General features: G+C 62.5%; 23 protein-coding genes and 1 pseudogene. 21 read left to right on the top strand and 3 right to left on the bottom strand.

Annotation, left to right across the window (positions count from 1 at the left end; all coding sequences use genetic code 11):
- Nucleotides 1–3 precede the first annotated feature (3 nt).
- From DTS01S_RS18820 to DTS01S_RS30550, 20 genes and pseudogenes are all read left to right on the top strand, one after another.
- Entirely contained in the window at nt 4–357 is a 354-nt protein-coding gene (locus tag DTS01S_RS18820; RefSeq protein ID WP_061288366.1) for a Mor transcription activator family protein, read from the top strand.
- 53 nt (nt 358–410) lie between these two features.
- Nucleotides 411–641 carry a phage head-tail joining protein gene (locus DTS01S_RS18815; RefSeq protein ID WP_061288364.1) on the top strand — a complete coding sequence of 77 codons (231 nt, stop codon included), beginning with the start codon at nt 411–413 and terminating at the stop codon, nt 639–641.
- A 2-nt stretch (nt 642–643) separates the two neighbouring features.
- Nucleotides 644–2,149, top strand: a complete 1,506-nt coding sequence (locus DTS01S_RS18810) for a phage portal protein (RefSeq protein WP_061288362.1) — start codon at nt 644–646, stop codon at nt 2,147–2,149.
- Between the two features lie 53 nt (nt 2,150–2,202).
- Complete coding sequence (locus tag DTS01S_RS18805) at nt 2,203–4,284, top strand: prohead protease/major capsid protein fusion protein (protein WP_061288360.1); 2,082 nt, start codon at nt 2,203–2,205, stop codon at nt 4,282–4,284.
- 41 nt (nt 4,285–4,325) lie between these two features.
- Entirely contained in the window at nt 4,326–4,685 is a 360-nt protein-coding gene (locus DTS01S_RS18800; RefSeq protein ID WP_061288357.1) for a DUF2190 family protein, read from the top strand.
- 17 nt (nt 4,686–4,702) lie between these two features.
- A complete protein-coding gene (locus DTS01S_RS18795; protein WP_061288355.1) occupies nt 4,703–5,011 on the top strand; it encodes a head-tail joining protein in 309 nt (102 codons plus the stop codon).
- A gap of 13 nt (nt 5,012–5,024) precedes the next feature.
- Nucleotides 5,025–5,483 (top strand): hypothetical protein, encoded by a 459-nt coding sequence (locus DTS01S_RS18790; RefSeq protein ID WP_254788033.1) that lies wholly within the window; start codon nt 5,025–5,027, stop codon nt 5,481–5,483.
- 12 nt (nt 5,484–5,495) lie between these two features.
- Nucleotides 5,496–6,164: an InlB B-repeat-containing protein gene (locus tag DTS01S_RS18785; RefSeq protein WP_061288351.1), complete on the top strand. Its 669-nt coding sequence runs from the start codon at nt 5,496–5,498 to the stop codon at nt 6,162–6,164.
- A gap of 67 nt (nt 6,165–6,231) precedes the next feature.
- Nucleotides 6,232–6,669: a hypothetical protein gene (locus DTS01S_RS18780; RefSeq protein WP_061288348.1), complete on the top strand. Its 438-nt coding sequence runs from the start codon at nt 6,232–6,234 to the stop codon at nt 6,667–6,669.
- 134 nt (nt 6,670–6,803) lie between these two features.
- The gene (locus tag DTS01S_RS18775; RefSeq protein ID WP_061288346.1) at nt 6,804–7,133 is read left to right on the top strand and encodes a phage tail assembly chaperone; all 330 of its coding nucleotides are present in this window, start codon (nt 6,804–6,806) and stop codon (nt 7,131–7,133) included.
- 15 nt (nt 7,134–7,148) lie between these two features.
- A pseudogene (locus DTS01S_RS31270) lies at nt 7,149–7,799 on the top strand (tape measure protein); the annotation flags it as partial.
- A 684-nt stretch (nt 7,800–8,483) separates the two neighbouring features.
- Entirely contained in the window at nt 8,484–12,122 is a 3,639-nt protein-coding gene (locus DTS01S_RS18770) for a hypothetical protein (RefSeq protein WP_255247325.1), read from the top strand.
- Nucleotides 12,119–13,069, top strand: a complete 951-nt coding sequence (locus DTS01S_RS18765; protein ID WP_061288342.1) for a hypothetical protein — start codon at nt 12,119–12,121, stop codon at nt 13,067–13,069. The genes DTS01S_RS18770 and DTS01S_RS18765 overlap by 4 nt, the downstream gene beginning before the upstream one ends.
- A complete protein-coding gene (locus tag DTS01S_RS18760; protein WP_061288340.1) occupies nt 13,066–14,289 on the top strand; it encodes a hypothetical protein in 1,224 nt (407 codons plus the stop codon). The genes DTS01S_RS18765 and DTS01S_RS18760 overlap by 4 nt, the downstream gene beginning before the upstream one ends.
- On the top strand, nt 14,286–14,981 hold the full coding sequence (locus DTS01S_RS31420; RefSeq protein ID WP_074931952.1) for a hypothetical protein: 696 nt from the start codon (nt 14,286–14,288) through the stop codon (nt 14,979–14,981). Before DTS01S_RS18760 ends, DTS01S_RS31420 begins: the two co-directional genes overlap by 4 nt.
- 8 nt (nt 14,982–14,989) lie before the next feature.
- A complete protein-coding gene (locus DTS01S_RS31260) occupies nt 14,990–15,511 on the top strand; it encodes a hypothetical protein (RefSeq protein WP_254788032.1) in 522 nt (173 codons plus the stop codon).
- 8 nt (nt 15,512–15,519) lie between these two features.
- Nucleotides 15,520–15,822, top strand: a complete 303-nt coding sequence (locus tag DTS01S_RS18750) for a hypothetical protein (protein WP_034392018.1) — start codon at nt 15,520–15,522, stop codon at nt 15,820–15,822.
- The gene (locus DTS01S_RS18745) at nt 15,819–16,430 is read left to right on the top strand and encodes a lysozyme (RefSeq protein WP_061288336.1); all 612 of its coding nucleotides are present in this window, start codon (nt 15,819–15,821) and stop codon (nt 16,428–16,430) included. The genes DTS01S_RS18750 and DTS01S_RS18745 overlap by 4 nt, the downstream gene beginning before the upstream one ends.
- Nucleotides 16,427–16,936: a hypothetical protein gene (locus DTS01S_RS18740; RefSeq protein WP_061288334.1), complete on the top strand. Its 510-nt coding sequence runs from the start codon at nt 16,427–16,429 to the stop codon at nt 16,934–16,936. The genes DTS01S_RS18745 and DTS01S_RS18740 overlap by 4 nt, the downstream gene beginning before the upstream one ends.
- Before the next feature lie 144 nt (nt 16,937–17,080).
- Nucleotides 17,081–18,373, top strand: coding sequence for an AAA family ATPase (locus DTS01S_RS30550; protein ID WP_139223864.1), 1,293 nt, complete (start codon nt 17,081–17,083; stop codon nt 18,371–18,373).
- 167 nt (nt 18,374–18,540) lie between these two features.
- On the opposite strand, the gene DTS01S_RS18735 is transcribed toward DTS01S_RS30550, so the two are convergent.
- The 3 genes from DTS01S_RS18735 to DTS01S_RS18725 are packed head-to-tail and all read right to left on the bottom strand — an operon-like array spanning nt 18,541 to nt 20,508.
- Nucleotides 18,541–18,756, bottom strand: coding sequence for a hypothetical protein (locus DTS01S_RS18735; protein WP_082774927.1), 216 nt, complete (start codon nt 18,754–18,756; stop codon nt 18,541–18,543).
- Nucleotides 18,757–18,770: 14 nt separating this feature from the next.
- Entirely contained in the window at nt 18,771–20,057 is a 1,287-nt protein-coding gene (locus DTS01S_RS18730; RefSeq protein ID WP_061288332.1) for a Y-family DNA polymerase, read from the bottom strand.
- A 7-nt stretch (nt 20,058–20,064) separates the two neighbouring features.
- Nucleotides 20,065–20,508 carry a LexA family protein gene (locus DTS01S_RS18725; RefSeq protein WP_061288330.1) on the bottom strand — a complete coding sequence of 148 codons (444 nt, stop codon included), beginning with the start codon at nt 20,506–20,508 and terminating at the stop codon, nt 20,065–20,067.
- Between the two features lie 307 nt (nt 20,509–20,815).
- On the opposite strand from DTS01S_RS18725, the gene DTS01S_RS18720 reads away from it, so the two are divergent.
- A complete protein-coding gene (locus DTS01S_RS18720) occupies nt 20,816–22,711 on the top strand; it encodes a SurA N-terminal domain-containing protein (RefSeq protein WP_061288328.1) in 1,896 nt (631 codons plus the stop codon).
- Nucleotides 22,712–22,768: the final 57 nt, after the last annotated feature.

Below are 22,768 nucleotides of genomic sequence, written 5' to 3'. Positions count from 1 at the left end.
CCCATGACCCCTAAGACCAACGCCCCAGCACCCCACATGGCCCCCGATGCGGCCAAGAATTCCGCCATGCCAGAGGCCGATTTCGCGCCCGATCTGGTGGATCGCATGTTTGACTATCTGGTGGAACTGCTGCCCGAGCTGCGCGGCAGCCCTGCCGCGATGGAGCGTGTCCAGCTTCAGCTGCGCCGGGAGTTTGCCGGCCAGGATGCCTACATCCCTGCCAAGTCCTCGGTGGACAAGGCCGAGGAGCGTCGGCAGGTGCTGCGGCTGTGGAATGGGCGCAATGCCACGGCCGTGGCGCGCACGCTGGGCATCAGCCGTGCCACCGTGTACCGGCACCTGAAGCAGCCCGGCTGAAACCGTCTCAGGTTTCCGGGAAATGAGACAGTTGCCCCGGTAGCGTGCGGCATATGAGCACGCTCCAAGACCTCCAGATGCGCCTCGCGCGCCTCAATGCCGCCATCCACAGTGGCGAGCGCACCATCACGACCGAGGATGGCGCCTCGGTCACCTATCGCAGCCTGGATGAGATGAAGGCCGCGCGCCGGGATCTGCACACGCAGATTTCGGCCGTGGCCGGCACCGGCCAGGCGCGCGCCCTGGTGGCGCGCTTTCGCTTCGCCGGCCTGCGGGACCGCTGATCATGCAGCGCCGTACCGTGGCCCGCAGGGCCTCCCCTACGCTGGTTGACCGTGTTGTCGGCTATTTCTCGCCCGCACAGGGCGTGCGCCGCCAAGTCGCCCGGGAAATGCTGGTGCGCGCCTACGAGGGCGCCAGCCGCGCCGATGGCTGGCGCGTCAAGCGCTCGGGGGCCAGCCCCACGGCAGACCACGCCGCTGATGCGCGCGAGCTGCGCATGCGTGCGCGCTCACTCGCGCAGAACGTGCCGAACATCGTGCGCGCCGTCAATGCCGTGCTCGCCATGCGCGTGGGCCAGGGCATCGTGCCCGTGTGGGCCGACGAGGGCCTGGCCAAGCGCTGGCGCGAATGGGTGCCCCATGCCGACTACGACGGCCTGCTGGACTTCTACGGCCTGCAGTACAAGGCCGAGCGCACGCGCGACGTGGACGGCGCCGTGCTCATCCGCAAGCACATCCAGCGCATGGGCTCCACGGTGCCGCTCAAGCTGCAGCTGCTGGAGATCGATTTCCTGGACGCGGAGCGCAATGGCGTGCTGGCTGGAGGGCGCGAGATCATCCGGGGAATCGAGTACGACAAGCGCGGGCAGCGCCTGGCCTATTACCTGTTCGACCGCCACCCCGGTGATACCGGCATGTGGACCCTAGGCCGCAGCGGCACCAGCCAGCGCGTGCCGGCAGATGAAATCATCCACTTCTTCGACCCCGAGCGAGCTGGCCAGCAGGACGGCATCACGCGCCTGGCGCCCATCATCGCCAAGGTGCGCGACCTGCATACCTACGGCGACTCCGAGCTGCAGCGCAAGCAGCTGGAATCGCGCATGGGGGTGTTGGCCGAGATGGACGGGGCCGGAGGCATGCCGCCGCCGCTGCTGCCAGACGAGGCCGCAGGGCAAAAGCCCGGCCTGATGGATCTGGGCGATCTTGCTGGCGGCGGCATCGTGGGCCTGCCGCCAGGCATGAGCAATCCCACCTTCATCGAGCCCAAGGCCGTGCCGGGCTTTGGCGACTACATGAAAGGGGGCTGGAAGGAGGTGGCCGCAGGCTATCGCTGCCCCTACGAGCTGATGACGGGCGACCTGACCGAGGTGAATTTCAGCACCTCGCGCATGTCCATGAACCAGTTCCGGGCCGAAGTCGAGTCCGAGCAGTGGCGCGTCACCGTGCCGCGCCTGTGCGCGCCCATTGCGCGGTGGTTCGTGGCGGCCGTGGATCTGGTGGCCACGGTGCCGGCCGATGTGGCTGCGCCGGACTGGAGCACGCCCCGCTGGGCCAGCCCGAACCCCGTGCAGGACGTGGCCAGCGACCTGAGCGCCGTCAAGGGCGGCATGCAGAGCATCAGCGAAGTCATCCGGCGCCGGGGCTATGACCCTGAGGCCGTTTTCAGCGAGCTGGAGGGCGACCTGGTGCAGCTGCGTGATCGCGGCATCCTGCCGCTGCTGGCTGCGCTGTGGGGTGCGCAGAACCCCATCGATCTGGTGGCCCAGATGGAGGGGCAGGGGCAGAAGTGAAATCGTCTCAGTTTTCCGGGATTTGAGACAGTCAAACCGGAAAACTGAGCGCCATGCCACAAGCCAACGCCCAATCTTCCGCGCCCCAGGTCCACGATTTGCCGGTGCAGACGCGCGCCGCAAGCCTGGTCCCCGACACCTACAACGAGGCCGACAGCACGGTCGAGGTGGTTTGGACCACGGGCGCCATGGTGCGCCGCTACGACTGGTGGAACGACCGTCCCTACGACGAGGACCTGCAGATCACTCCCGAGGCCGTGGACATGGCCCGTTTTGACGCCGGCACTGTCCAGGTGCTGGACGGTCACCGCGCCTATGGCGGCGTGGCTGCCATCCTCGGAATTGCCGAGCGCGGCTGGATCGAAGGTGGTGAAGGTCGGGCCGTGATCCGGCTGAGCCAGCGTCCCGAGCTGGCCGGCATCGTGGCTGACATCCGCGCCGGGATCATCCGCGCCATCAGCTTTGGCTACAGCGTCCAGCGCTACGAAATCACCCGCGCACAGGACCGCACGGACGGCATCAACGTCGATCTCTACCGCGCAGTCGCCTGGACCCCGCAGGAAATCTCTTTCGTCACTGTGCCTGCCGACCCCAACGCCGGCACGCGCAGCGCACCCACTTCCCAGGCCCCGTCCGGTGCAGCGCCCCAGGGCGGCATGCCGTGCGAGTTCTTCCAACGGGCAGCCGCCCAACCCACCACCCAGGAGCACCAACGTATGCCCCAAGCAAACCAAGCCGGTGAAGGCGGCCAGACCGCCAACACCAATCCCGGCGCCGCGCCCGCCAACGTGTCGCAGGTTCCTCAGAATCGCCAGATCGAGGGCACGCCCCAGCCCGCGCCTGTTGGCACGTTCGACGGCCAGCGCGCCGCCGACATTGTTGCGCTGTGCCAGCGCCACAACCTGGCCGATCTGCAGACCGAACTGCTGCGCAACCAGTCCACCATGGACCAGGCCCGCGCCGCCGTGCTGACCGCGCTGGACCGGCGAAGCCAGGAGCAGGCCACTGGCCCCACGACCTCCATTCGCACCGTGGGCGATGAGCACGAGAGCCGCATGCGCGGCATCGAAAACGCGCTCATGCACCGGCTGAACCCAGGCGCACAGCTGGATGACAACGGCCGCCAGTATCGCGCCATGACCATGGTGGAGATGGCGCGCGAGGTGGTTGAGGGGCTGGGCCAGAAGACGCGCGGCATGAGCCGCGCCGAGATCGTCAACGTGGCGCTGCGCGTGCGTTCCGGCATGCTGGGCACGGGCGACTTCCCTGCGCTGCTGGGCGGCGTGGGCCAGCGCGTGCTGCGTGCGGCCTATGACGAGGCGCCCAGCACCTACCAGCTGTGGGCGCGCCGCGCCCCCAACCTGCCGGACTTCCGCATCCGCCAGGTCATCGGCGTGGCCGGTGATGTCGAACTCAAGAAGCTCAACGAGCACGGCGAGTACACCTACGGCAGCCTTTCCGAGGATGCCACGGGCTACCGCGCCTTCACGTTCGGCCGCTCGCTGGCGATCACCCGCCAGATGATCGTCAATGACGATCTGGACGCCCTGACACGCACAGGGACCAAATTTGCCGCCGCAGCGCGGAGCCTCGAAAACCGTCTGGTCTATGGCCAGATCCTCAATAACCCGGACATGTCCGATGGCGAGCCTCTGTTCGATGCCGAGCACAACAACCTGCTGACCGGCGCAGGGTCCAAGTTCTCGCTGGAAGCACTGTCCAGCCTGCGCACGCTGATGCGCAAGCAAAAGGGCCGGGACGAGGAGGCGCTGAACATCGCTCCGGCCTACCTGCTGGTCCCCTCCGACCTGGAAACCCTGGCCTACCAGTACACCAGCCCCAACTACCAGCCTACCAAGGCCGGCGACATCAACGAATTCCGCACGGGCGGCCGCACGGCGCTGGAGCCCATCGTGGAGCCGCTGCTGGATGACGTGTCCACCACCGCGTTCTACCTGGCGGCCCGCGCCGGCCAGATCGACACCGTCGAGTTCGCCTACGTGGACGGCTACGAGGGTCTGCGCACCGAGACCTTCTCCAGCGAAGACGTGGACGGCGTGAAGCTGCGCGCCAGCCTGGACTTTGCCGCCAAGTGCCTGGACTGGCACGGCCTGGCCAAGAGCAACGGCGCCTGAACGCGCCGCCACCCACACACACGCTTTCAGGAGTTCAACCCATGAAAAACTACCAACAGCGCGGCCACGTCATCGAGGTCCTGGCAGCTGCCGCCGCAGTGGCTGCAGGCCAGCCCGTGGCCGTCGGCGCCATCCTCGCCGTGGCCAATGGCCCGGCCCAGGTCGGCGAGCCCTACAACGCCGAGCGCGTGGGCGTCTTCGTCCTGCCCAAAGCGGCAGGCACTGCATGGACGCAGGGCCAGCCCCTGCGCTGGGATGTCGAAACCGGCGCATTCGCAGTGGGCGGCGCGGCCACAGCCGGCGACGTGACGGGGGCGGCGTTCGCCTTCGAGGCGGCCGACAGTGCGGCCACGCAGGGCGCCGTCTGCCTGCCCGGTGTCATCGGCACCGTCGCGGCCTGAGCGGAGCAGGGCAGGGCATGACTTTCCTCCTCATCCCAGGCGCCGAGCGGGCAGGGCGCGTGCGCTCAGCCCAGCAGCGGCACCACGCCAATGCGGTGGCTGTCTGGCAGGGCGGCGAGCCCTTCGGCGTCATCCTGCGGCGCGGCCCGCGCGAGGCCTTGGGCATGGTGGGCGCCTATGTCCTGGCCTGCCGGCTGCCCGCAGACATGGTGCCTGGCATCGCCCAGGGCGAGCCCATCGAGATCGACCAGGTCACCTACAGGATCGCCGAGCCGCCCCAGCCCGACGAGTCCGGCTGGCTGCTGCTGCAGCTGGAGGTGGCCTGACATGGCGCAGCACATGCAACAGCAGATCCTGGCCGCTTGGCGCGTGGATCTTGTCCTCGCGGCCACCCTGGCTGGCGACAAGGTCCGCGTCGAAGGTCGCAACGCATACCCGGTAAGTGCCCTGCCAGCCATTGATATCAGCGCGGCAGACGAGGGCATCGAACCCCTCTCGGGTGGGCGCGGTGGCCTGGCCACGCTGCACCGGGAATTCCTGGTTGATGTCACCAGCATCGCCACGGGAGACCAGGCACGCGAACAGGCCATGGAACTGCATGCGCAGATCGAGGAGCGCATGGGGCCTGCTGCTGACGGCGTGCTGGCCGGCCTGCTGATCGCGCCACCGCGCCTGCGCGGCATCCGTGGGCAGTGGGACGACGCCGCTACCCAGCCCATCTACATCGTGCGCGGCATGTGGCTGTGCCGATACCTCACCGCCGAGGGCGCCCCGCGCGGCCCGGCATCCCATCCCTGAAAGGAAACGACCATGGCAGTCCAAAACGTTCGTACCTCGGCAGGCAGCAAGCTGCTGATCTGCGCCGCCCGGCCAGCATCCTACGATGCGGCCGGCTTCCAGGCCCTGGACTTCAAAGAGATCGCTGAGATCACCGACCTGGCCGAACTGGGCCGGGAATACAACCAGGCCACGCATTCGCCCCTGGCAACCCGCCGCATCGTCAAGCGCAAGGGCAGCTTCAACGATGGCAGCCTGACCGTGCCCATGGCCCGCGACATGAACGACGAGGGTCAGGTGCTGCTCAAGGCTGCATCCCAATCGGACGACAGCTACAGCTACTGCATCCGGCTGCAGGACGCTTCGAGCCACTATTTCACGGCGCAGTGCATGAGCTTCAAGCTCAACGTGGGCAGCGTGGACTCCATCACCGCGCACACGGCGCAGCTGGAAGTGGACAACGACATTATCGAAGTGCCGGCCATCACGCACACGCTGGCTTACACGGCTGGTGCCAACGGCTCCATCGTTGGCCCGGCAGCCCAGACCGTGCCCCAGGGCGCCACGGGCAAGCCCGTGTACGCGCAGGCTGCCGCCGGCTTCGACTTCGAGAAGTGGAGCGACAACAGCACGGACAACCCGCGCTCCGATGCCAACGTGCTCGCCAACGTGGCCGTACAGGCCAGCTTCATCCCCGAGTAATTCGCCGCTGCCATGCCCGGCTGCGGCCGGGTGGCATGCCCCTCATTTTTTTTTCATCGCCACCACCATGCTCAAGCTTTCCCAACTGACCGTCGCAAACACAGCTCCCATGCATCTGAAGGATGCGGCAGGTGAACTCATGTTCTACAAGGACCCGTCGCACGGCGATGAGGCCAAGGAACTGCCTGTTCGCATTCACGTCTTTGGCCCTGGTTCCGAGGAGCATCGCCAGGCGCAACTGCGGGCCCAGCGTCGCGTCATGGCGCTGGTCAAGAAAAGCCGGCGTGCGTTGGAAGAACGGACGCCAGAAGAGCGCACGGCCGATACCGCCGTGATCCTGGCCGACATCACGCATTCGGTCGAAGGTCTGGATCTTGAAGGCCGTTCGGTGCGCGAAGCGATGCTGGCCCTGTACTCCGATCCAACTTGCGGCTACGTGGCTGACCAGGTCAACGCCTTCGCGGCCGACTGGGCAAATTTTTCCAAGAGTGCGCCGAAGGTCTGAGCCTTTACGTGCGCACGTGGGCGTGGCTCAACGCCCCGCTCAAGACCAAGACCGGGAAAAAGGCTCAGCAGCAAGATGAAGAACCCAGGATCACACGCATCGAGAAAATCAGGACAGAAGGCCGTGAGCCTGACATGCCTGACCCTGGCCCGGCCGGCTATCTCCTCGAAGTGTTCTTCGACCTGGGGCCATCGCTGCAGTCGCCCATGGGCGAAACGCCCGTCGGTTACGAGCAGCTGGTGGCATGGCAGTCCATTCATGGCGTGCAGCTCACGCCCTGGGAGGGCAAAACGCTCTGCGACCTGTCCATCGCATGGCTGGTCGCCAAGGACGCTGCCAAGGACCCTGCTGCCCCACGGCCAGGCAGTGTCGATGAGTCACCTGAGCAGGCCGAGGAGCGGCGCGAGCGCGTGTCCAGCGGCCTGGGTGACATGCTGCGCTCGTTCCGACGCGCGCCGAAGTGACATGCAGGGGGCTGCATGATCGGCTCCAGCAATATCAACTACCTGCGGTTTCTGATTACGGGCGACAGCTCACAGCTGCAGGCCGAAGTCGAGAAGTCCAAGCGCACCGTCACGGGCATGGTCGATGGCATGGCAGGCTCGCTGGGGCGCCTAGGCACGTTGCTCGGTGGCGTGTTCACGGGGTTCACCGTCACAGCGTTCGCGGCCAAGCTGGTGTCCGTGCAGCGCGAGTTCGACAAGCTCAATAGCTCGCTGGTCACAGTTACGGGAAGTGCCCTGGCTGCCGGCCGTGAAATGGCTTGGATTGAGCAGTTCGCAAAGGACACTCCCTACGGTCTGGCTCAGGCTACCGAGGCGTTTGTGAAGATGAAGGCCTTGGGTCTTGATCCGACCCAGGCCAAGCTCACCAGTTTCGGCAACACAGCAGCCGGCATGGGTAAGAGCCTCATGCAGATGATCGAGGCCGTGGCGGATGCGTCCACTGGCGAATTCGAGCGCCTGAAGGAATTCGGCATCAAGGCGTCTAAGCAGGGCGAGATGGTGGCTTTCACCTTCCAGGGTGTCACCACGAAGGTAAAGAATTCTGCAAAGGAGATCACTGCCTATCTGGAAAGCATTGGCAATACCGCCTTCGGTGGGGCTATGGAGGAGCGCTCGAAAACCCTGGATGGGGCACTTTCCGCTCTTGGCGATTCTTGGGACAAGCTCTTTCGCAAGATCAATGAGAGCACTGGGTTCGCTGAAAAGGCTGCGGCTGGCGTGCGTCTGGTAACCGATGCCATTGATTGGCTTGGTGATGCGATTAAGAGCAATCAAGGGTTGGTGACAGGGATGCTCGGCGCCTTGGGCGGAGCGGCGGTCGTCGCTGGAATCATGGGTGTTGTCGGCGCCATCGGAATTTTGACGGGCGCATTCAGTGCGTTGGCAGCGGTCGCATTGGCGAATCCTGTGGCGCTCACTCTGTTGGGCATCGGTGCGGTTGCTGGTGTTGGAGTGGCAGCAGTAAGTGCCATCAGCAATTCTGTCGATGGCATCCATCGTTCCATCACTGGGCTGAAGGCAGAGATTGAACGGTTGGAGTCGGACAAGGCATTTGCGCGCACCAATGGTCGTGATCCCGGCTTTCTGCGAAATATCGACCTTGGGATTGAGGAGCGAAAGAAATCCATACAGGAACTGGAAGGCAAGCTGAAGGCGATTGATGCAAAGGACCCTCGCAACCAAATGCAATACAAGGGGCGTGGGCAGTCGTTTGCAGATGAGGCGGCCAGGCTCGCCCAGGAAGAAGCAAAGGCTGAGGAGGAGCTGGCGGAGATTCGCCGTGGTCTCTACGGCGTCAACAAAGACTATTTGCCGCAGCTTCAAAAGCTCAACGAGCTGCGCCAGGCCGGCCGCATTACCGAGGCTGCCTATGTCGAGCTGGTCAGCAAGCTGGCCAAGGAAAACTACAAGGAAGACGAATCGGCCAAGGCCCGTGCTGCCTCCGCCAAGCAGCTGCATACGGCCTATGGCAACTTGGTCGATTCCATTGAGGAAAAGATTGCCGCCCAGCGCCTGGAAATCTCCGGCGGGGAGAAGCTGGGCGAAGCCGACAAGCTGCGCATCAAGTATTCGCAGGACCTGCTGGGCTCGCTCAAGGGGCTCAACTCCACCGAGCGCGCCAACATCGAAGCCAAGCTCAAGACCCTCAAGACGCTGGAGAAGGAAAACGAAGCCAGGCAGAAGGCGCTGAAGCTGGCCGAGGAAGAGCGCAAGTACCGGCAGGAGTGGATGACCACCCAGGGCAAGACAGTCGAGGAGCTGACGGCCAGCAACCAGGCGCTGCGCGACGAGATTGAGCTGATCGGCCTGAGCGCCGAGCAGCAGCGCGTGGTCATCGAGCAGCGGCAGATGGCCATCATCCTGAGCAAAGAGCAGCAGCTGGCCGAGATGGAGCGCGCCGCCGCGCTCACCGGCACCATGACCATGGAGCACGCGCTGCTCCAGCAGGAAATCGAGCTGCTGCGCGAGCGCCTGGGCCTGACCTCGGTGAAGGCTTCGCGCGAAGCATCGGCCGAGGCTGCCAAGGCCAGCACATCGGAGTGGCAAAAGGGTGTGGACCAGATCGGCCAGAGCCTGGCTGACCAGCTGATGCAAGGCGGGCTCTCGTTCGGCCAGTACCTCAAGAATCTTGCGCGCACGCTCATTTTCAAGCCGCTGATTCAGGCAACGGTCCAGATCGCTGGCGGTGCCCTGGGCAGTTTGTTTGGCGCACCTGCTGCGGCTGGCCAGAGCGGCGGCGCTGGCATGGGCATGCTCAACAACCTGGGTACGCTGGGTGCAGGTGCCCAGGCAATGTGGGGCTTTATGCCTGGTGCCTCGGCTGCCAGCCTTGCTGGTGCCAATGCCGTGGGCCTGGCCGGCGGCGATGCCCTTGGCGCCCTGATCGCGGGCAATGGCAGCTGGGCCGGTGTCGGCAGCAGCTTCGGCTCGCTCATGAGTGGACTGGGTGCAGCGCTGCCCTGGCTGGCAGGTGGCCTGGCCATTTTCTCGCTGCTCAAGGGTGGCTTGTTCGGCTCGCGTGGCCCCAATCACAGCGGCGGCGTCTATTCGACCCGCACCGATGACTGGGACCAGGCCGCGCAGCAGGCTCTGGGCAAGGATGCCTGGGGCAACGCGCTGGGCGACTTCACAAAGCGCAGCAACAAGGACTTGGGCAAGCAGGTCGGCACCACGGTCGATGCCCTGATTGACGTCTACAAATCCCTCGCCAAGTTTGCCGGTGGCACGGCCAAGGACATTGATATCGCCGCTGGCTTTGCTGTCAATCCCAAGCATGGCGACGAGGATGCCTATGGGTATTTCCAGATCCTCGACAAAGCCACGGGCTCAGTGCTGAGTTCCTACAAAAACCGTGATCTCGGCAACGACCCCGAGAAGGCTTTTGCGCAATTCGTGGCCGACATGGGCGGCTCGCTCATCGACCAAATCAAGAAGGCCGACATCCCCAGCTGGATGCGCAATGTCTTCGATGACATGGGCGAGGAGATCACGCTGGAGAGCTTCAACGCGGCTCTGCAGACCGTGGAACTGACGGGTGTCGCCATCGAGGGCTGGACCCGCAACATCACCAACTTCGGCAAGCTGGGCGACGAGGCCATTGCCAAGCTCATCAAGAGCGCCGGCGGCATCCAGGACCTGATCGCCGGCATGGATGCGTTCTACACCAGCTTCTACAGCGAGCGGGAGCGCATCGAGAACGCGGCCAAGGCCGTGGACAAGGCGCTGGCCGACCTCAAGATTGACATTGATCCCCGCATGGGCCAGGACGCCAAGGCCAAGTTTCGCAAGCTCATCGAGGACGCCATGGCGGCCGGCGACGTGGAGCTGCTGGCCAAGCTCATTCCGCTGGCCAAAGAATTCGGCGCCGTGGCGGATGCCGCTGGCCAGGTGCTGGACACGCTCAAGAACGACCGCCGGCAGCTGGAAGCCGAATACCTGCGCGCCACGGGCCAGACCGACAAATACCGCGAGGCCCTGCGCAAGCTGGCCACCGAGGGCATGAGCGAAGCCGAGCGCGCCGCCTGGGACTACAACCAGGCGCTGCGCGAAGAAATCGCCCGCGTGGACCAGCGCACCGACCTGGAGCGCAAGCTGCTGGAGATGCAGGGCAACACGGCAGAATTGCGCCGCCGGGAACTGGCCGCGCTGGACCCCAGCAACCGCGCCCTGCAGGAACGCATCTGGGCCATCGAGGACGAGCGTGCTGCCCAGGTGGCGGCCAAGGAAGCGCAATCCGCCGCTTACGACCTGTTCAGCCGCGCCGTGAACCGTGACCGCGAACTGCTGCAGCAGCGCGTCAGCAGCGTGCAGGAATCCATCTCGGCCATCACGGCGGCGGTTGGGCAATTGAAGGGTGCTGCGACGGATCTTTATGGCACCGTGGACAGCACCACGCAGTGGATGGCTGCGCGCGGCATGGTCTACATCGAGGAGGCCTTGCAGGGCGTGCGCGCGGGCCGCAAGGTCTCCGACTATGCCGACCTGGGCTCTGCCATCCAAGCCACCCGCTCGGGCTTGACCGGCGGCGTCTACGCCACCGACTTCGAGCGCCGCCGCGACGCCCTGGTGTGGGCGGGCAAGTTTGCGGAGCTGGGCGACCTAGGCGAATCGCAGCTGAGTATCGAGGAACGGTCCCTCAAGGCCCTGCAGTCGCAGATTGAAGGCCTCGATGCCCTGGCCAAGCGCGCCGACGAGCTGGTCAACGGCACCACCATGCTCACCGGCACGGTGCAGAGCTATTTCGAGAAGCTGCTGGCAACGTTGGCCAAGGATGCCGGCACAGCCACGCCGGGCACCAAGCCAGGCACCGGAACCAACGGTGGCGGCGCGGTCTGGGGGCCGGGCGGTGGCGGTCAGCCGGAGCCCGTGGACTCCAAATATTCGCGACCCCGTGCGGACGGCTCGGGCGGCACTTGGTATGAGCCTGTGGTGGATCAGGGGACGGTCAGCAAGCTGGATAGCCTGTTCGACAAGTACCACAGCTATGACGGCACAGGCGACCTGGCAGGGCTCATGCGCGACATGCAAAAGGCCGGCGCAACCGTGTCCGACATGGAGGCGCTGTCAGGGCTGTATGCCCGGGACTGGGCGGAAGTCGAGCGCATCACCGGCATCAAGCTACCCGCTTTCGCCAGCGGGGGCATGCACGCTGGCGGGTTGCGTGTGGTGGGCGAGCGCGGCTGGGAAGTCGAGGCCACCGGGCCGGCCCGCTACTGGAACCAGCAGCAGCTCAGCCAGGCCATGCGCGGGGGCAGTGAGGGCATTGACACCGCAGCTCTGATTGCCGCGCTGCTGGCCGAGGTCAGTGCCCTGCGCGTCGAGGTGGCGGGCTTGCGTGCTCCTGCAGAGGCCACTGCGCGCAACACGGCGCCATTGCCCGAGCTGGGCGAGCAGTTTGACCGCGTCACCAATGGCGGCAACAGCATGCGCATGAAGGCTCTCATATGAACATCCTTGTTCCGAAGACCATCACGCCGGAAATGTTCGTGGCCGGCACCACCATTCCCGAGGTCGATGCGACCGCTGGAGAAGTGGCCTGGGCCAGTGGCACAGATGCTGCCGTGGGCCTGCGCCGCGTGTGGAATGGCTACACATACGAATGCGTCAAGGCCGTGACCGGTGCGCCTGCCAACACCTACGAGCCTGGCACGCCCAACGCCGCCACCTTCTGGGAGCGTGACGAAGGGGCGCCCACCAACCGCATGGCGCCGTTCGACAAATACCTGTTCACCAAAGCGCGCCGGGTCACTTCACTGACCTATGTGCTTCGGCCTGGTTTCGTCAACGGCCTGGCACTGTACGGCCTGGAGGCCGACAAGCTGACCATCACCGTCAAGGCGGATGGCGTGGACCTGATGCCGCCTGTCAATGCGCAGTTGTGGGAGCAGGCATTCGGCGAATGGGAATACCTGTTTGGCGACCTGCAACGCGGCACATATTTCGTCCTCAAAGATCTGCCCATTCACCCGGGCATGGAAATCACCATCACCGTGGCGCGAAACAACGCCGGGGTGGAGGCGGCCGTGGGCTTTATCAGCGTGGGCAATTGGAAGCAGCTTTTGCTGCCTGGCCGCGAGCGCATGGGCGGCGCGCAGTACGGCGTCGAAGCCAGCACGCGCGACTACTCCTATGTCGATGACCGCAAGGACGGCACCTACACCGAGGTGCAGGGGAGGCTGGCCACCAACATCAACCTGAGCTGCGTCATCGAAGCGGTGCAGGCGCCTGCAGCCAAGACGCTGCTGGACCAGATCCTGGGCAAGGCCGTGGCCATCGAGGTCAGCGACCTGCCGCGCTACGGGCACCTTGCCACCGTGGGCAAGGTCACCGGCACCGTGCGCTCAACAGATTGGACTTCGGCCCAGGTGGACCTGCAAATCAAAGGCAACGTATGACCGACATCGTCAACATCCCAGACCTGCTGCCCATCTCGCAGTATCCCGCGCTCGGAAGCGCCAATTTCAACCAGGAGGCGTACAACTACGCCACCAGCGTCCCGCCCGCTGTGTCGCGCATGCGGGAGGTTGCCGTGGCCTGCCGAACCTGCGCCATCGTTGCTCGGGAGCAAGCAGACGCGGCGATGGGCTATCGCAATCAGGCGGCAAATTCCGCTGCAGCGGCCGAGGCTGCGAAAGCTATTGCGCAGGCTGCAGCCTCGTCGGCAGAGACGGCCAAGAATCAGGCGCAGAGCGCTGCGGCATCTGCGGCCTCCAGCGCGCAGGCTGTTGATCAGTACATGCTCGGCCCCAAGGCAGTCCCGCCGAGCACTGACAACCAGGGCGGGGCCATCAAGCTGGGCGCGATGTATATCAACGTCGGCACCGATCCCAATCTCAACAATCGTTGGTTCTGGTGGGGTGGCAATGTCCTGAGGTGGGTGCCTGGCGTGGGGGATCTGCCGGCGACGTTCATGCCGCGCGGGGGCGGTATCTTTACAGGGCATATTGAAGTCCCGCAGGGTGCAAGTGGCAACCAGGCGCCGCGCGCAAATGAAGTCGTGCCGCGCTCGGTCGCCTATTACGACAAGTCCATCCCCATGTCTGCGGCGCCAGTGGGCACCGTCTGTTTCTTTGAGTCCACCGACGGCGGTGGCATTGACTGGCCGTACAAAACCAACGTCACCATTCACGGATGGCTAGTTGAGACCTGGGATCGCGGTGGTGTCCGGTCCATGCAGGAGGCCACCTTTACGCTAAGCGGCTTTGCAGCGACAGGGGCCAAGTTTCGGCGCTATAAGCACGATACAGGTTGGTCAGCGTGGGCGAGGGAGCTGAGCGATCTGGATTTCCGTGAGCGGGTCGTCTCAGCTTACACCGGGGTCGGCCCCGGAGCGGCAAAGCTGTACTACCTGGACCCGAAGGTTGGCTCAATCCACCATGTGATTGTCGAATACAACACCCATTTTGCTGCGGCGTTCCGAGATATTGGGGATCAGGTAACTCTGCGCATGCAGTTCTACGGGGGGGCATGGCCTGTCTCTTTTAATTCTGATCTGAGATTCCCTGTCGGAGCCAGCATGCCCACATATACCGCCGGCCAGATTGTTACTGTGACCTTTATCTGGACGCGCGCCGGGTACATCGATGCTTTCGTCGCAGGAGTGCACACAGCATGAGCGTCCGATGGCTTATGGCTTGCTCCAGCCGCGCGGTGCAAGTTGTTATCTCGGCGAACGTGCGAAGCCCCAACATCCTGTCCCTGGCAACCGCAGCAGGCTATGTCGCAGGCATGCAGATTGAGTGCGTCATCAATGCCGGCGTCGATGTCGCATCGCTGCAGGTGATCGGCATCCCGGACGATGCGCTGCACATCATCAACAACGGCCGGATAGGCGGCCTAATCAACGGCGGCACAGGCCTCTACACACGCACTCGTTTGCGCCTCACGAATAACGGGACAATTTTTGGTGGGGGTGGGCAAGGCGGATACGGAGGCGGCGCATGGGTGCAGTACCACGGCTCATCAGGCGGCGCTTCTGGCGGCGGCGGGGGCAATGGCGCAGGCTTCAATGCCTCCGGTACTTTGGCGCTGATGGCTGCTCAGCCAGGCGGGCGAGGTTCGGACTATCAGTATCAAGGTGCGGTATTCCCCGGCGATACAGCTCCAGCGGCTTCAGGTGGCTGGGGCGGCAGTGGAGGATCAATCGGGCAGTCGGGGTTTGCTGGCAGTTGGGGCGGCGTCGGAGGCTCCGCATCGGCATCGGAAACAACACCACCCGGTAACGGTCAACCTGCAGGTTATTACGTTGACGGCAACTCGTATATCACTTGGCTTGCGACTGGCACGCGCCTTGGTCGCGTTATCTAGATTTAAATATGTATATCCATATCGACACAAAAGAATATCCGCTGACTGAAGTTGATATTCGTGAGCGCAATCCAAACACAATGTTCGGCTTGCCTTTTATTCCGACTGAGCACTATGTGCGGGTCGAGCCCTCAGACACGCCCACATACGACGCGGATACGCAAAAGCCCATCGAGATCGAGCCCATCGAGATCGATGGCGTGTGGCGGCAGCAGTGGGCAGTCGTGCCGCTGAGCGCTGAAGAGTTGGCAGAGCTGCAGCGACAGCGCGAGGCCGAAGCTGCAGCACTCATACCGAAGTCCTGCACACGTCGCCAGGGCCGACTTGCATTGCTCGCGTATGGACTGCTCGATGACGCTGAGACGGCCATCGCTGCGATCACCGATGCAGCCGCAAAGCGCGAAGCGCAGATCGAGTACGAGGCTGACACCTGGGAGCGCAGCAACCCGTTTCTTGCGGGACTGTGGGCGCAGTTGGGTGGTACTCCCCAATCCCTGGACGAGGCCTTTGTTTTGGCGGTAACGCTTTAGGAGTGCCCATGCAGGACGACTATGGAAACGCAATCACTCCGAATACGGCGCGGACCATCAATGCGCGGTTGGACGAGGGGGATGCGCGCATGACGCGCATTGAAGCAGAGCTGCGCGCGAACACCGAGGCCACGGAAAAGGTACGTGTCAACACGGCCGAAATGGTGGAGTTTTTCGCTGCCGCGCAGGGGGCTTTCAAGGTCCTGAACTGGATTGGCAAGGTGGCAAAGCCCATCACATACATCGTGATGATGGCCAGTGCTGGCTTGGCTTTCTGGAAGGCGCTGACCATTGGCGGAGGCGGCCGATGAACGAGACTTTGCGCAATCGCCTTTTGGCCACGGCAGCGGGCTTGGCTGTCACTGCGGCTGGCGGTTATGTCGCCACTCAGGAGGTCGGCCCCAGCCCCGCTGTGACGCTGGCCCGTGAGATCGGGCTGCACTACGAAAGCAGCGGCCGCCACATCGGCACGCCGTACATCGACCGCCTGGGCAAGGGGCAGCCGCTGACCGTCTGCGCGGGCGTCACAGGCCCCGAAGTTGTGGCTGGGCGCTACTACACGCCCGAAGACTGCGAGCGCCTGGAGCGTCCCAAGTACCGCGAGGCCGAGCGCTTGGCGCGTCGCGCGCTGCGGCACTGGGACGGCTACAACGTGTGGGTGCAGGCCAGCTTTATCGACATGGCCTACAACGTGCCATCCTCGCTCGCGCCTGACACCACGGTCATGCGGCTGGCCAACGCCGGGCAGCTCAATGCGGCATGCGAGCAGATGCCGCGATGGGTCTACGGCACTGTGAACGGCGTGCCCACGCGCCTGCCTGGTCTTGTTGATCGCCGCGATACCACGCGCGAGCTGTGCGCGCAGTGGGGTAGGGATGGGCATTTCAGCGCAGGTCTTGTTGCGAGGGCTGCTCCATGATCAGTCCCCTCTCTACCCACTTGACAGTCGCCATTGCGGCTCTTGCCATCGGTGCTGGCGGTGCATGGTGGACCCAGGGCCAGCGCTATGGCCTGCAGCTGGAGCAGCTGCGACATCAACAGACCAGCACCGAATTGGGCAGCACAAAGCAGGCTGTGCGCGACATGGCTGGATTCCAGAAAGGACTGACCGATGCACTCGCAACATTCCAAGCAACGGGCCAGCGCAACGCGGCCGCACAGCAGGATCTCGATCGCAGTCTGCGCGAGCTGCGCACTACTACTGCAGGCATGCGGGGCGACTTTGCAGGCCTCCCCGAGCGCATCGCTGGAGCTGCCCAGCCCGCCCTCGCTCAGTACGCCTCAACCTGCACAGCCGTACTCCAAGAGCTGGCAGACCGAGGTGGACGCATGGCAGAGCGCGGTGCAGAAATCGCGCGAGCAGCTGATGGCCATGCCGCTGACGTCACGCTGATGCGAGATGCTTGGCCTTTGATCTCACGCTGAAGGGTTATGGTCATTTGCTTTTGATGTGCTAGCAGGCTATGTATTCGTGCTTTCTTGTCCGTGCCGCCTGTATGTTCGTGCAAGAGATTTTTGTCTACAATGTGTATCAAAATCTTTTTATTTTAATAAGATGATGGATTACATATGCATGAAGAACTTAGTGCGGTTTGCAAGTCGTTAGATAATTTATCTAAGTTGGTCCTCAGTTCCTGGTCAGAGAATAAGACCCTTGCAGAAGCATATGGATGGCATCATCCTGCTATAACAAGGCATGATGTTGCCGATGTTCCATCAGCATTGGCTTCAAAGATCAGAAACGCGAATTTAAGCGAGATCGACGAAAATATGCTGGAGCAGATTAAAAAGGTTCCAGGTAGGTTGGAGTTATTGCACTCTACAACCGTGCCTTACATTTTTAATGGAAATGCTCAACAGGCTTTACCTGCCTTCATGATTACTTTGGATTGGGTGAATTCAATTTTTCTTCCTGTGCTGGGATGGCAGAAAATCCAAGACCTTAAGGCTATGCCAACGCCAATGGCTCGCCGTCTTAGGGGCATCCAGGCTGATATTGATGAGCTGGCTCCCAACAAGGAGCGCCTGGAAGAGCAGATTAGGCAGATTCAAGACGCAACGGATGCGGCTGAATCCCTTCCAGCAGACATGAAAGCGTTAAAAGAGGCACGTAATACTATAAATCGATTGTCGACTGAATCTGCTGAGTTGTATGGAAAAATCGATGAGCGCTATATTGAAACAAATGAATTGGCTAAGTTGATTTCTGATCGGGAGCGGGAGGCCGATAAGCTAGTTCAGCAGTGTGAAGAGGCATATCGGATAACGACCACCAAGGGGCTTGCAGCTGCATTTGACCAGCGTGCAATGCGGCTGGGTATGTCTATGTGGATTTGGGTATTTGGATTGCTATGCGCCTTGGCTATAGGTGCATATATCGGATCGAATCGTGTAGAAACATTATCTGCTGCCATTGCGAACAATGATCCCCGCTGGGGTGTCATATGGATGAACATTGCTCTATCTGTTCTAAGCGTTGGTGCTCCACTGTGGTTTGCTTGGATTTCTACGAAACAGATTGGGCAACGTTTTAGACTTGCTGAAGATTACGGGTTCAAAGCTTCTGTGGCGAAGGCTTATGAAGGTTATAAGCGAGAAGCAGCGCGTATTGATCAGGAATTTGAGGCGCGTCTTTTCTCATCAGCACTTGCTCGTCTTGAAGAACCGCCCTTGAGACTTGTAAGCAGTGAAGATCATGGCAGTCCATGGCATGAGTTAATTAGCTCTGACGCTTTTAATAAGGCGCTTTCTCAAGTGCCCGAGCTAAAGGAGAAGTTTTTCCAACTCTCGAGAGAAGGTTTGTCTAGTATTGGGAGAGTAGGAAAGAAAACAGGAGTAAATCCGCCATCGTCATCTGAGTAATCATGTGTTCAGCTTTAACGCATGCCGCCACACTATATTTTCCAGATGCCATGATCAATGTTAAGTCTAGCTATGGTGCGTGCGGTAGCGAGCAGGAGTTATGCGCGGAAAACACATCTAGCATCGGGTGGAGTGCCTTCAGTTGAGGATGCCATGCAATCGGCATTTCAGAAGGGCGCCGGAGACTTCTCAACAGACACAGGCCCCAAGCCGCTGTAGATCCTGTCCCCGTCAAGATCCGTGACAACAAACCAGCCGGGCTGTACCTCATCAATTGAGTAGTGCTCCGGAAGGCCTGGCAGGATCTGGACCTCTGGGGTGCCAAACCATCTGGGCATGGTCAGCAGGGTTGGGTACAGCTCAACCTCAAGAGGCATTTTCATGGGGTCTCCTGGGATTACGTGCGTGCGATGGGGATGTCGTTCAGCTCTGTCGTATAGCGGGGTGTCCGGCGGTCCTGGCGCATGCCCCAGCCAGAATCCTGCAGTGCGCTGGCCATGCCTACTGTTCCCCTGCCGAATCGCGTGTTGAGGTGGTCCATCGCCTCCATGAGCGGGCTGTGGTCGCGGGCGAAGCCAGTGGCCTCATCGAGCAATGAGGCTTGTTGCACTGCCACGGAGGACAGATCCAGCAGCATCACGCCGGCCTTCGACAGCTGATAGCCGGGCTCGTAGATCTTGGCGATCCCGCGCGCTGCAGCACGCACCAACAGGGCCGTGTCACTGCTGGGTTGTGGGAGCTGGATGGTGGTGCTGCGAGCAAACCGTGGTCCGTCACGGAATGGGCTGGTGTGCGTAAAAACATGTACGGCTCCGGCCCTGTGGTCTTGAGCGCGCAGCTTTTCTGCCGCGCGCTGGGCAAAGGTGGACACGGCCTCCACAAGCGGTGCCAGGTCGCTGACTGGGCGGCCGAAAGATCGGGTGCACGCAATCTGCTGCTTCGGTGGTGGCTCGTGCTCCAGGCCTAGGCAGGACGTGCCCTGCAGCTCGCGCGCTGTGCGCTCCAGAACGACGCCAAAATGCGCGCGCAGCAACGGCTGAGGCGCGTGCGCGAGGTCCCAGGCGGTGAAGATCTTGTGATCCAGTAAGCGCATCTTGATGCGCCGGCCCACTCCCCAGACATCCCCCACAGCGACGCTTTCCAGTAGCGACTGCAGTTGTGTCGGCGATAGCTCGGTGAGGTTGCACACCTGAGCCAGCTCCTTCGGGTAGCTTCCTGGCTTGCGTTCGGCATCTTTCGCAATGTGATTTGCCAGTTTCGCCAGCGTCTTCGTGGGGCCAATGCCGATGCACGTGGGGATGCCCACGCCGCGCAGGATGCGGTCACGAATCGCCCAGGATCTGCGCGTCACGTCGCGCACGCCCGCCAGGCCAATGAAGCATTCATCGATGCTGTAGATCTCTTGCTCTGGGCCGAGCCCGGCCGCAAGAGACATCATGCGGTCGCTCATGTCGCCGTAAAGCACGAAATTCGCGGAAAGGGCAACCAGTCCTTGGTGCACGCGATGTTTGAACTGGAAGAAGGGCTCGCCCATCTTGATGCCCAGCGCCTTGGCTTCTTCGGATCGGGCGATGGCACAGCCGTCGTTGTTGCTGAGCACAATCACCGGTTGGCCTTTGAGCGATGGGCGGAACACGCGCTCGCAGCTCACGTAGAAATTGTTGCCGTCCAGTAACGCGAACATGGCCAGCTCACAGAGTGCGAAACGTCTTCACGGAGCACACGACTACGCCCCATATCTCAAGCTGTTGCCCCTCTTTTGCCCGAATGTCGGGATACGTGGGATTCTCTGGCCGCAGCATCACCTGGTCGAATCTGGACCACAGTCGTTTGCAAGTGAAGTCGCCATCGACTTCGGCGACAACGATGTCCCCGTGCTGGGGGCGCAGATACTTGTCGACTACAAGCAGGTCGCCGTCGAAGATCCCCGCGCCAATCATCGAATCTCCACGCACGCGTAGCAGGAAGGTGCACTGGGGATGCTTGACCATGATCTTTGCCAAGTCGATCCGCGCACAGCTGAAGTCCTCGGCAGGGCTAGGAAAGCCAGCGCGTACTGGGCTGTCAGGGGCCGGTAGCGGTGTCGGCGGCATGATGGCCGCAACCAGTTGTGTGGGTGTGATGAGGTGGGGCATGGCCGAATTCCTTGTGCTGTATAAATATACAGTAACCGCCGATTCCCTCAAGTCAGCGCGTTCCCGCGCTGTGGCGTATATGACCCGGTGAAGCGAGAGGCTGATGCGCGGAAGAAAGTAGAATGTTTCGCTTCGACTCCTTAAAGTTGGTGGGGCGAAGTTGGTAGACGCTGTAAGCTATTGATTTGTAACGGTGTAATTTTCCCTTACAAGGCGTAGGTCGGCGGTTCGACCCCGTCAGCACCCACCAAGAACAAAAGGCGAACGAAAGTTCGCCTTTTCTATTTCTGCCACTGAAAGACAGACCATGTTCGAATCCATCCGCAAGCATTCCAAGTTCGTGATGATCTTGTTGTTCTTGCTGATCATTCCCTCGTTCATCTTCGTGGGGGTCAACCAGAACTACTTCACCGAATCCAGCGTGATCGTCGCGCGTGTGGATGGACATGAGATCAAACAGGCCGACTGGGAGAACGCGCACCGCATGGAAAGCGACCGCCTGCGCGCCGAGAACCCCAACGTCGACCCCAAGCTGCTGGATTCGCCGCAGGCGCGCTACGCCACGCTGGAGAAGATGGTGCGTGACCAGGTGCTGGCCGCTGCCGTGCAGAAGATGCACCTGGCCGCATCGGATGCACAGCTGGTGCGCACGCTGCAGGAGATTCCCGCGATTGCCGCGCTCAAGAAGCCGGATGGCTCGATGGATGCCGAAGCCTACCGCGCCTTGGTCGGATCGCAGGGCCTGACGCCTGAGGGCTTCGAGGCCAATCTGCGCCGCGAACTGTCCATGAACCAGGTGATGGGTGGCGTCACGGGCACGGCCTTTGCGACCGACGCCCAGGTCAAGCAGGCCATCGATGCGCTGTACCAGCGCCGCGAAGTGCAGGTGGCACGCTTCGAAGCCAGCGCCTACGCCAGCAAGGTCCAGCCCACCGAGGCCGACCTCAAGGCCTACTACGACGCCCACACCAGCCAGTTCCAGCAACTGGAGCAGGCCAAGGTGGAATACCTGCTGCTGGATGTGCCCAGCATCGAGGCCGGCATCACGCTGAGCGAAGACGATGTGCGTTCCTACTACAACCAGAACGCCGAGCGCCTGGCCGGTCCCGAGGAGCGCCGCGCCAGCCACATCCTGATCAACGCATCCAAGGATGCCCCCGCGGCAGAGCAGGAGAAAGCCAAGGCCAGGGCCGAGGCATTGCTGGCCGAGCTGCGCAAGGACCCCAAGCGCTTCGCCGAGCTGGCCAAGGCCAACTCGCAGGACGGTGGTTCCGCTGCGTCGGGTGGAGACCTGGGCTACTTCGGTCGTGGCGCCATGGTCAAGCCGTTCGAGGACGCAGCCTTCGGCATGAAGGTCGGTGACATCAGCGACGTGGTGCACAGCGACTTCGGCTACCACATCATCTCGCTGGTGGACATCAAGAAGCCCAAGGCGCCGAGCTTCGAGCAGATGCGTCCCAAGCTGGAAGCAGAACTCAAGCAGCAGCAGGCGCAGCGCAAGTTCGCCGAACTGGCGGAAGGCTTCTCCAACGCGGTCTACGAGCAGTCGGACAGCCTGCAGCCCGTGGCCGAGAAGTTCAAGCTCACCGTGCAAAAGGCAGACCATGTGACGCGCCAGCCCGGCCCCAACGTCAAGGGCCCCCTGGCCAATCCCCGTTTCCTGGAGGCGCTGTTCTCCAGCGATTCGCTCAACAACAAGCGCAACACTGATGCGGTGGAGCTGGGTTCCAACCAGTTGGTGGCCGGCCGCGTGGTGGAGTACACGCCTGCCCGCACGCTGCCCATGGCCGAGGTCGGCGACAAGCTGCGCACCCTGTATGTGGCGCAAAAATCCGCCGAACTGGCCAAGGCCGATGGCGAAGCCAAGCTCGCCGCATGGAAGGCCAAGCCTGACGCGGCGCAATTGCCCGCAGCCAAGGTGATCAGCCGTGACCAGCCCGAAGGCCAGTCGCGCGAAGTGGTGGACGCTGCCCTGCGTGCGCCCACGGCCCAGCTGCCTGCATGGACGGGTGTTGACCTGGGCGCGCAAGGCTATGCCGTGGTCAAGATCAACCGCATCGTCGAGCGTCCGGCCGATGATGCGCAGGCGGCTGCCGCGCAGAAGCAGGACTTCCTGCGAAGCTCGGCCGTGGCGGAAGCTATGGCATACTACGAGCTTCTCAAGAAACAGCTCAAGGTGCAGATCAAGGTCCCGCGCCCCTGATGAGGGAAATTTCTAGAAAAACAGAAATCAAGCAGTTTTTTGGAATAGAATAGCGTT

Origin of the sequence: Delftia tsuruhatensis NBRC 16741 (assembly GCF_001571325.1) — a bacterium.
Classification (GTDB): domain Bacteria; phylum Pseudomonadota; class Gammaproteobacteria; order Burkholderiales; family Burkholderiaceae_C; genus Comamonas; species Comamonas tsuruhatensis.
Note: the sequence above shows the minus strand (reverse complement) of the source record. Positions and strands in the feature narration are given on the sequence as shown.

Bases quoted from the DNA above. Each gene is read 5' to 3' on its own strand.
- DTS01S_RS18820 (WP_061288366.1), top strand. From the start codon at position 4: ATGACCCCTAAGACCAACGCCCCAGCACCCCACATGGCCCCCGATGCG.
- DTS01S_RS18815 (WP_061288364.1), top strand. From the start codon at position 411: ATGAGCACGCTCCAAGACCTCCAGATGCGCCTCGCGCGCCTCAATGCC.
- DTS01S_RS18810 (WP_061288362.1), top strand. From the start codon at position 644: ATGCAGCGCCGTACCGTGGCCCGCAGGGCCTCCCCTACGCTGGTTGAC.
- DTS01S_RS18805 (WP_061288360.1), top strand. From the start codon at position 2,203: ATGCCACAAGCCAACGCCCAATCTTCCGCGCCCCAGGTCCACGATTTG.
- DTS01S_RS18800 (WP_061288357.1), top strand. From the start codon at position 4,326: ATGAAAAACTACCAACAGCGCGGCCACGTCATCGAGGTCCTGGCAGCT.
- DTS01S_RS18795 (WP_061288355.1), top strand. From the start codon at position 4,703: ATGACTTTCCTCCTCATCCCAGGCGCCGAGCGGGCAGGGCGCGTGCGC.
- DTS01S_RS18790 (WP_254788033.1), top strand. From the start codon at position 5,025: ATGCAACAGCAGATCCTGGCCGCTTGGCGCGTGGATCTTGTCCTCGCG.
- DTS01S_RS18785 (WP_061288351.1), top strand. From the start codon at position 5,496: ATGGCAGTCCAAAACGTTCGTACCTCGGCAGGCAGCAAGCTGCTGATC.
- DTS01S_RS18780 (WP_061288348.1), top strand. From the start codon at position 6,232: ATGCTCAAGCTTTCCCAACTGACCGTCGCAAACACAGCTCCCATGCAT.
- DTS01S_RS18775 (WP_061288346.1), top strand. From the start codon at position 6,804: ATGCCTGACCCTGGCCCGGCCGGCTATCTCCTCGAAGTGTTCTTCGAC.
- DTS01S_RS18765 (WP_061288342.1), top strand. From the start codon at position 12,119: ATGAACATCCTTGTTCCGAAGACCATCACGCCGGAAATGTTCGTGGCC.
- DTS01S_RS18760 (WP_061288340.1), top strand. From the start codon at position 13,066: ATGACCGACATCGTCAACATCCCAGACCTGCTGCCCATCTCGCAGTAT.
- DTS01S_RS31420 (WP_074931952.1), top strand. From the start codon at position 14,286: ATGAGCGTCCGATGGCTTATGGCTTGCTCCAGCCGCGCGGTGCAAGTT.
- DTS01S_RS31260 (WP_254788032.1), top strand. From the start codon at position 14,990: ATGTATATCCATATCGACACAAAAGAATATCCGCTGACTGAAGTTGAT.
- DTS01S_RS18750 (WP_034392018.1), top strand. From the start codon at position 15,520: ATGCAGGACGACTATGGAAACGCAATCACTCCGAATACGGCGCGGACC.
- DTS01S_RS18745 (WP_061288336.1), top strand. From the start codon at position 15,819: ATGAACGAGACTTTGCGCAATCGCCTTTTGGCCACGGCAGCGGGCTTG.
- DTS01S_RS18740 (WP_061288334.1), top strand. From the start codon at position 16,427: ATGATCAGTCCCCTCTCTACCCACTTGACAGTCGCCATTGCGGCTCTT.
- DTS01S_RS30550 (WP_139223864.1), top strand. From the start codon at position 17,081: ATGCATGAAGAACTTAGTGCGGTTTGCAAGTCGTTAGATAATTTATCT.
- DTS01S_RS18735 (WP_082774927.1), bottom strand. From the start codon at position 18,756: ATGAAAATGCCTCTTGAGGTTGAGCTGTACCCAACCCTGCTGACCATG.
- DTS01S_RS18730 (WP_061288332.1), bottom strand. From the start codon at position 20,057: ATGTTCGCGTTACTGGACGGCAACAATTTCTACGTGAGCTGCGAGCGC.
- DTS01S_RS18725 (WP_061288330.1), bottom strand. From the start codon at position 20,508: ATGCCCCACCTCATCACACCCACACAACTGGTTGCGGCCATCATGCCG.
- DTS01S_RS18720 (WP_061288328.1), top strand. From the start codon at position 20,816: ATGTTCGAATCCATCCGCAAGCATTCCAAGTTCGTGATGATCTTGTTG.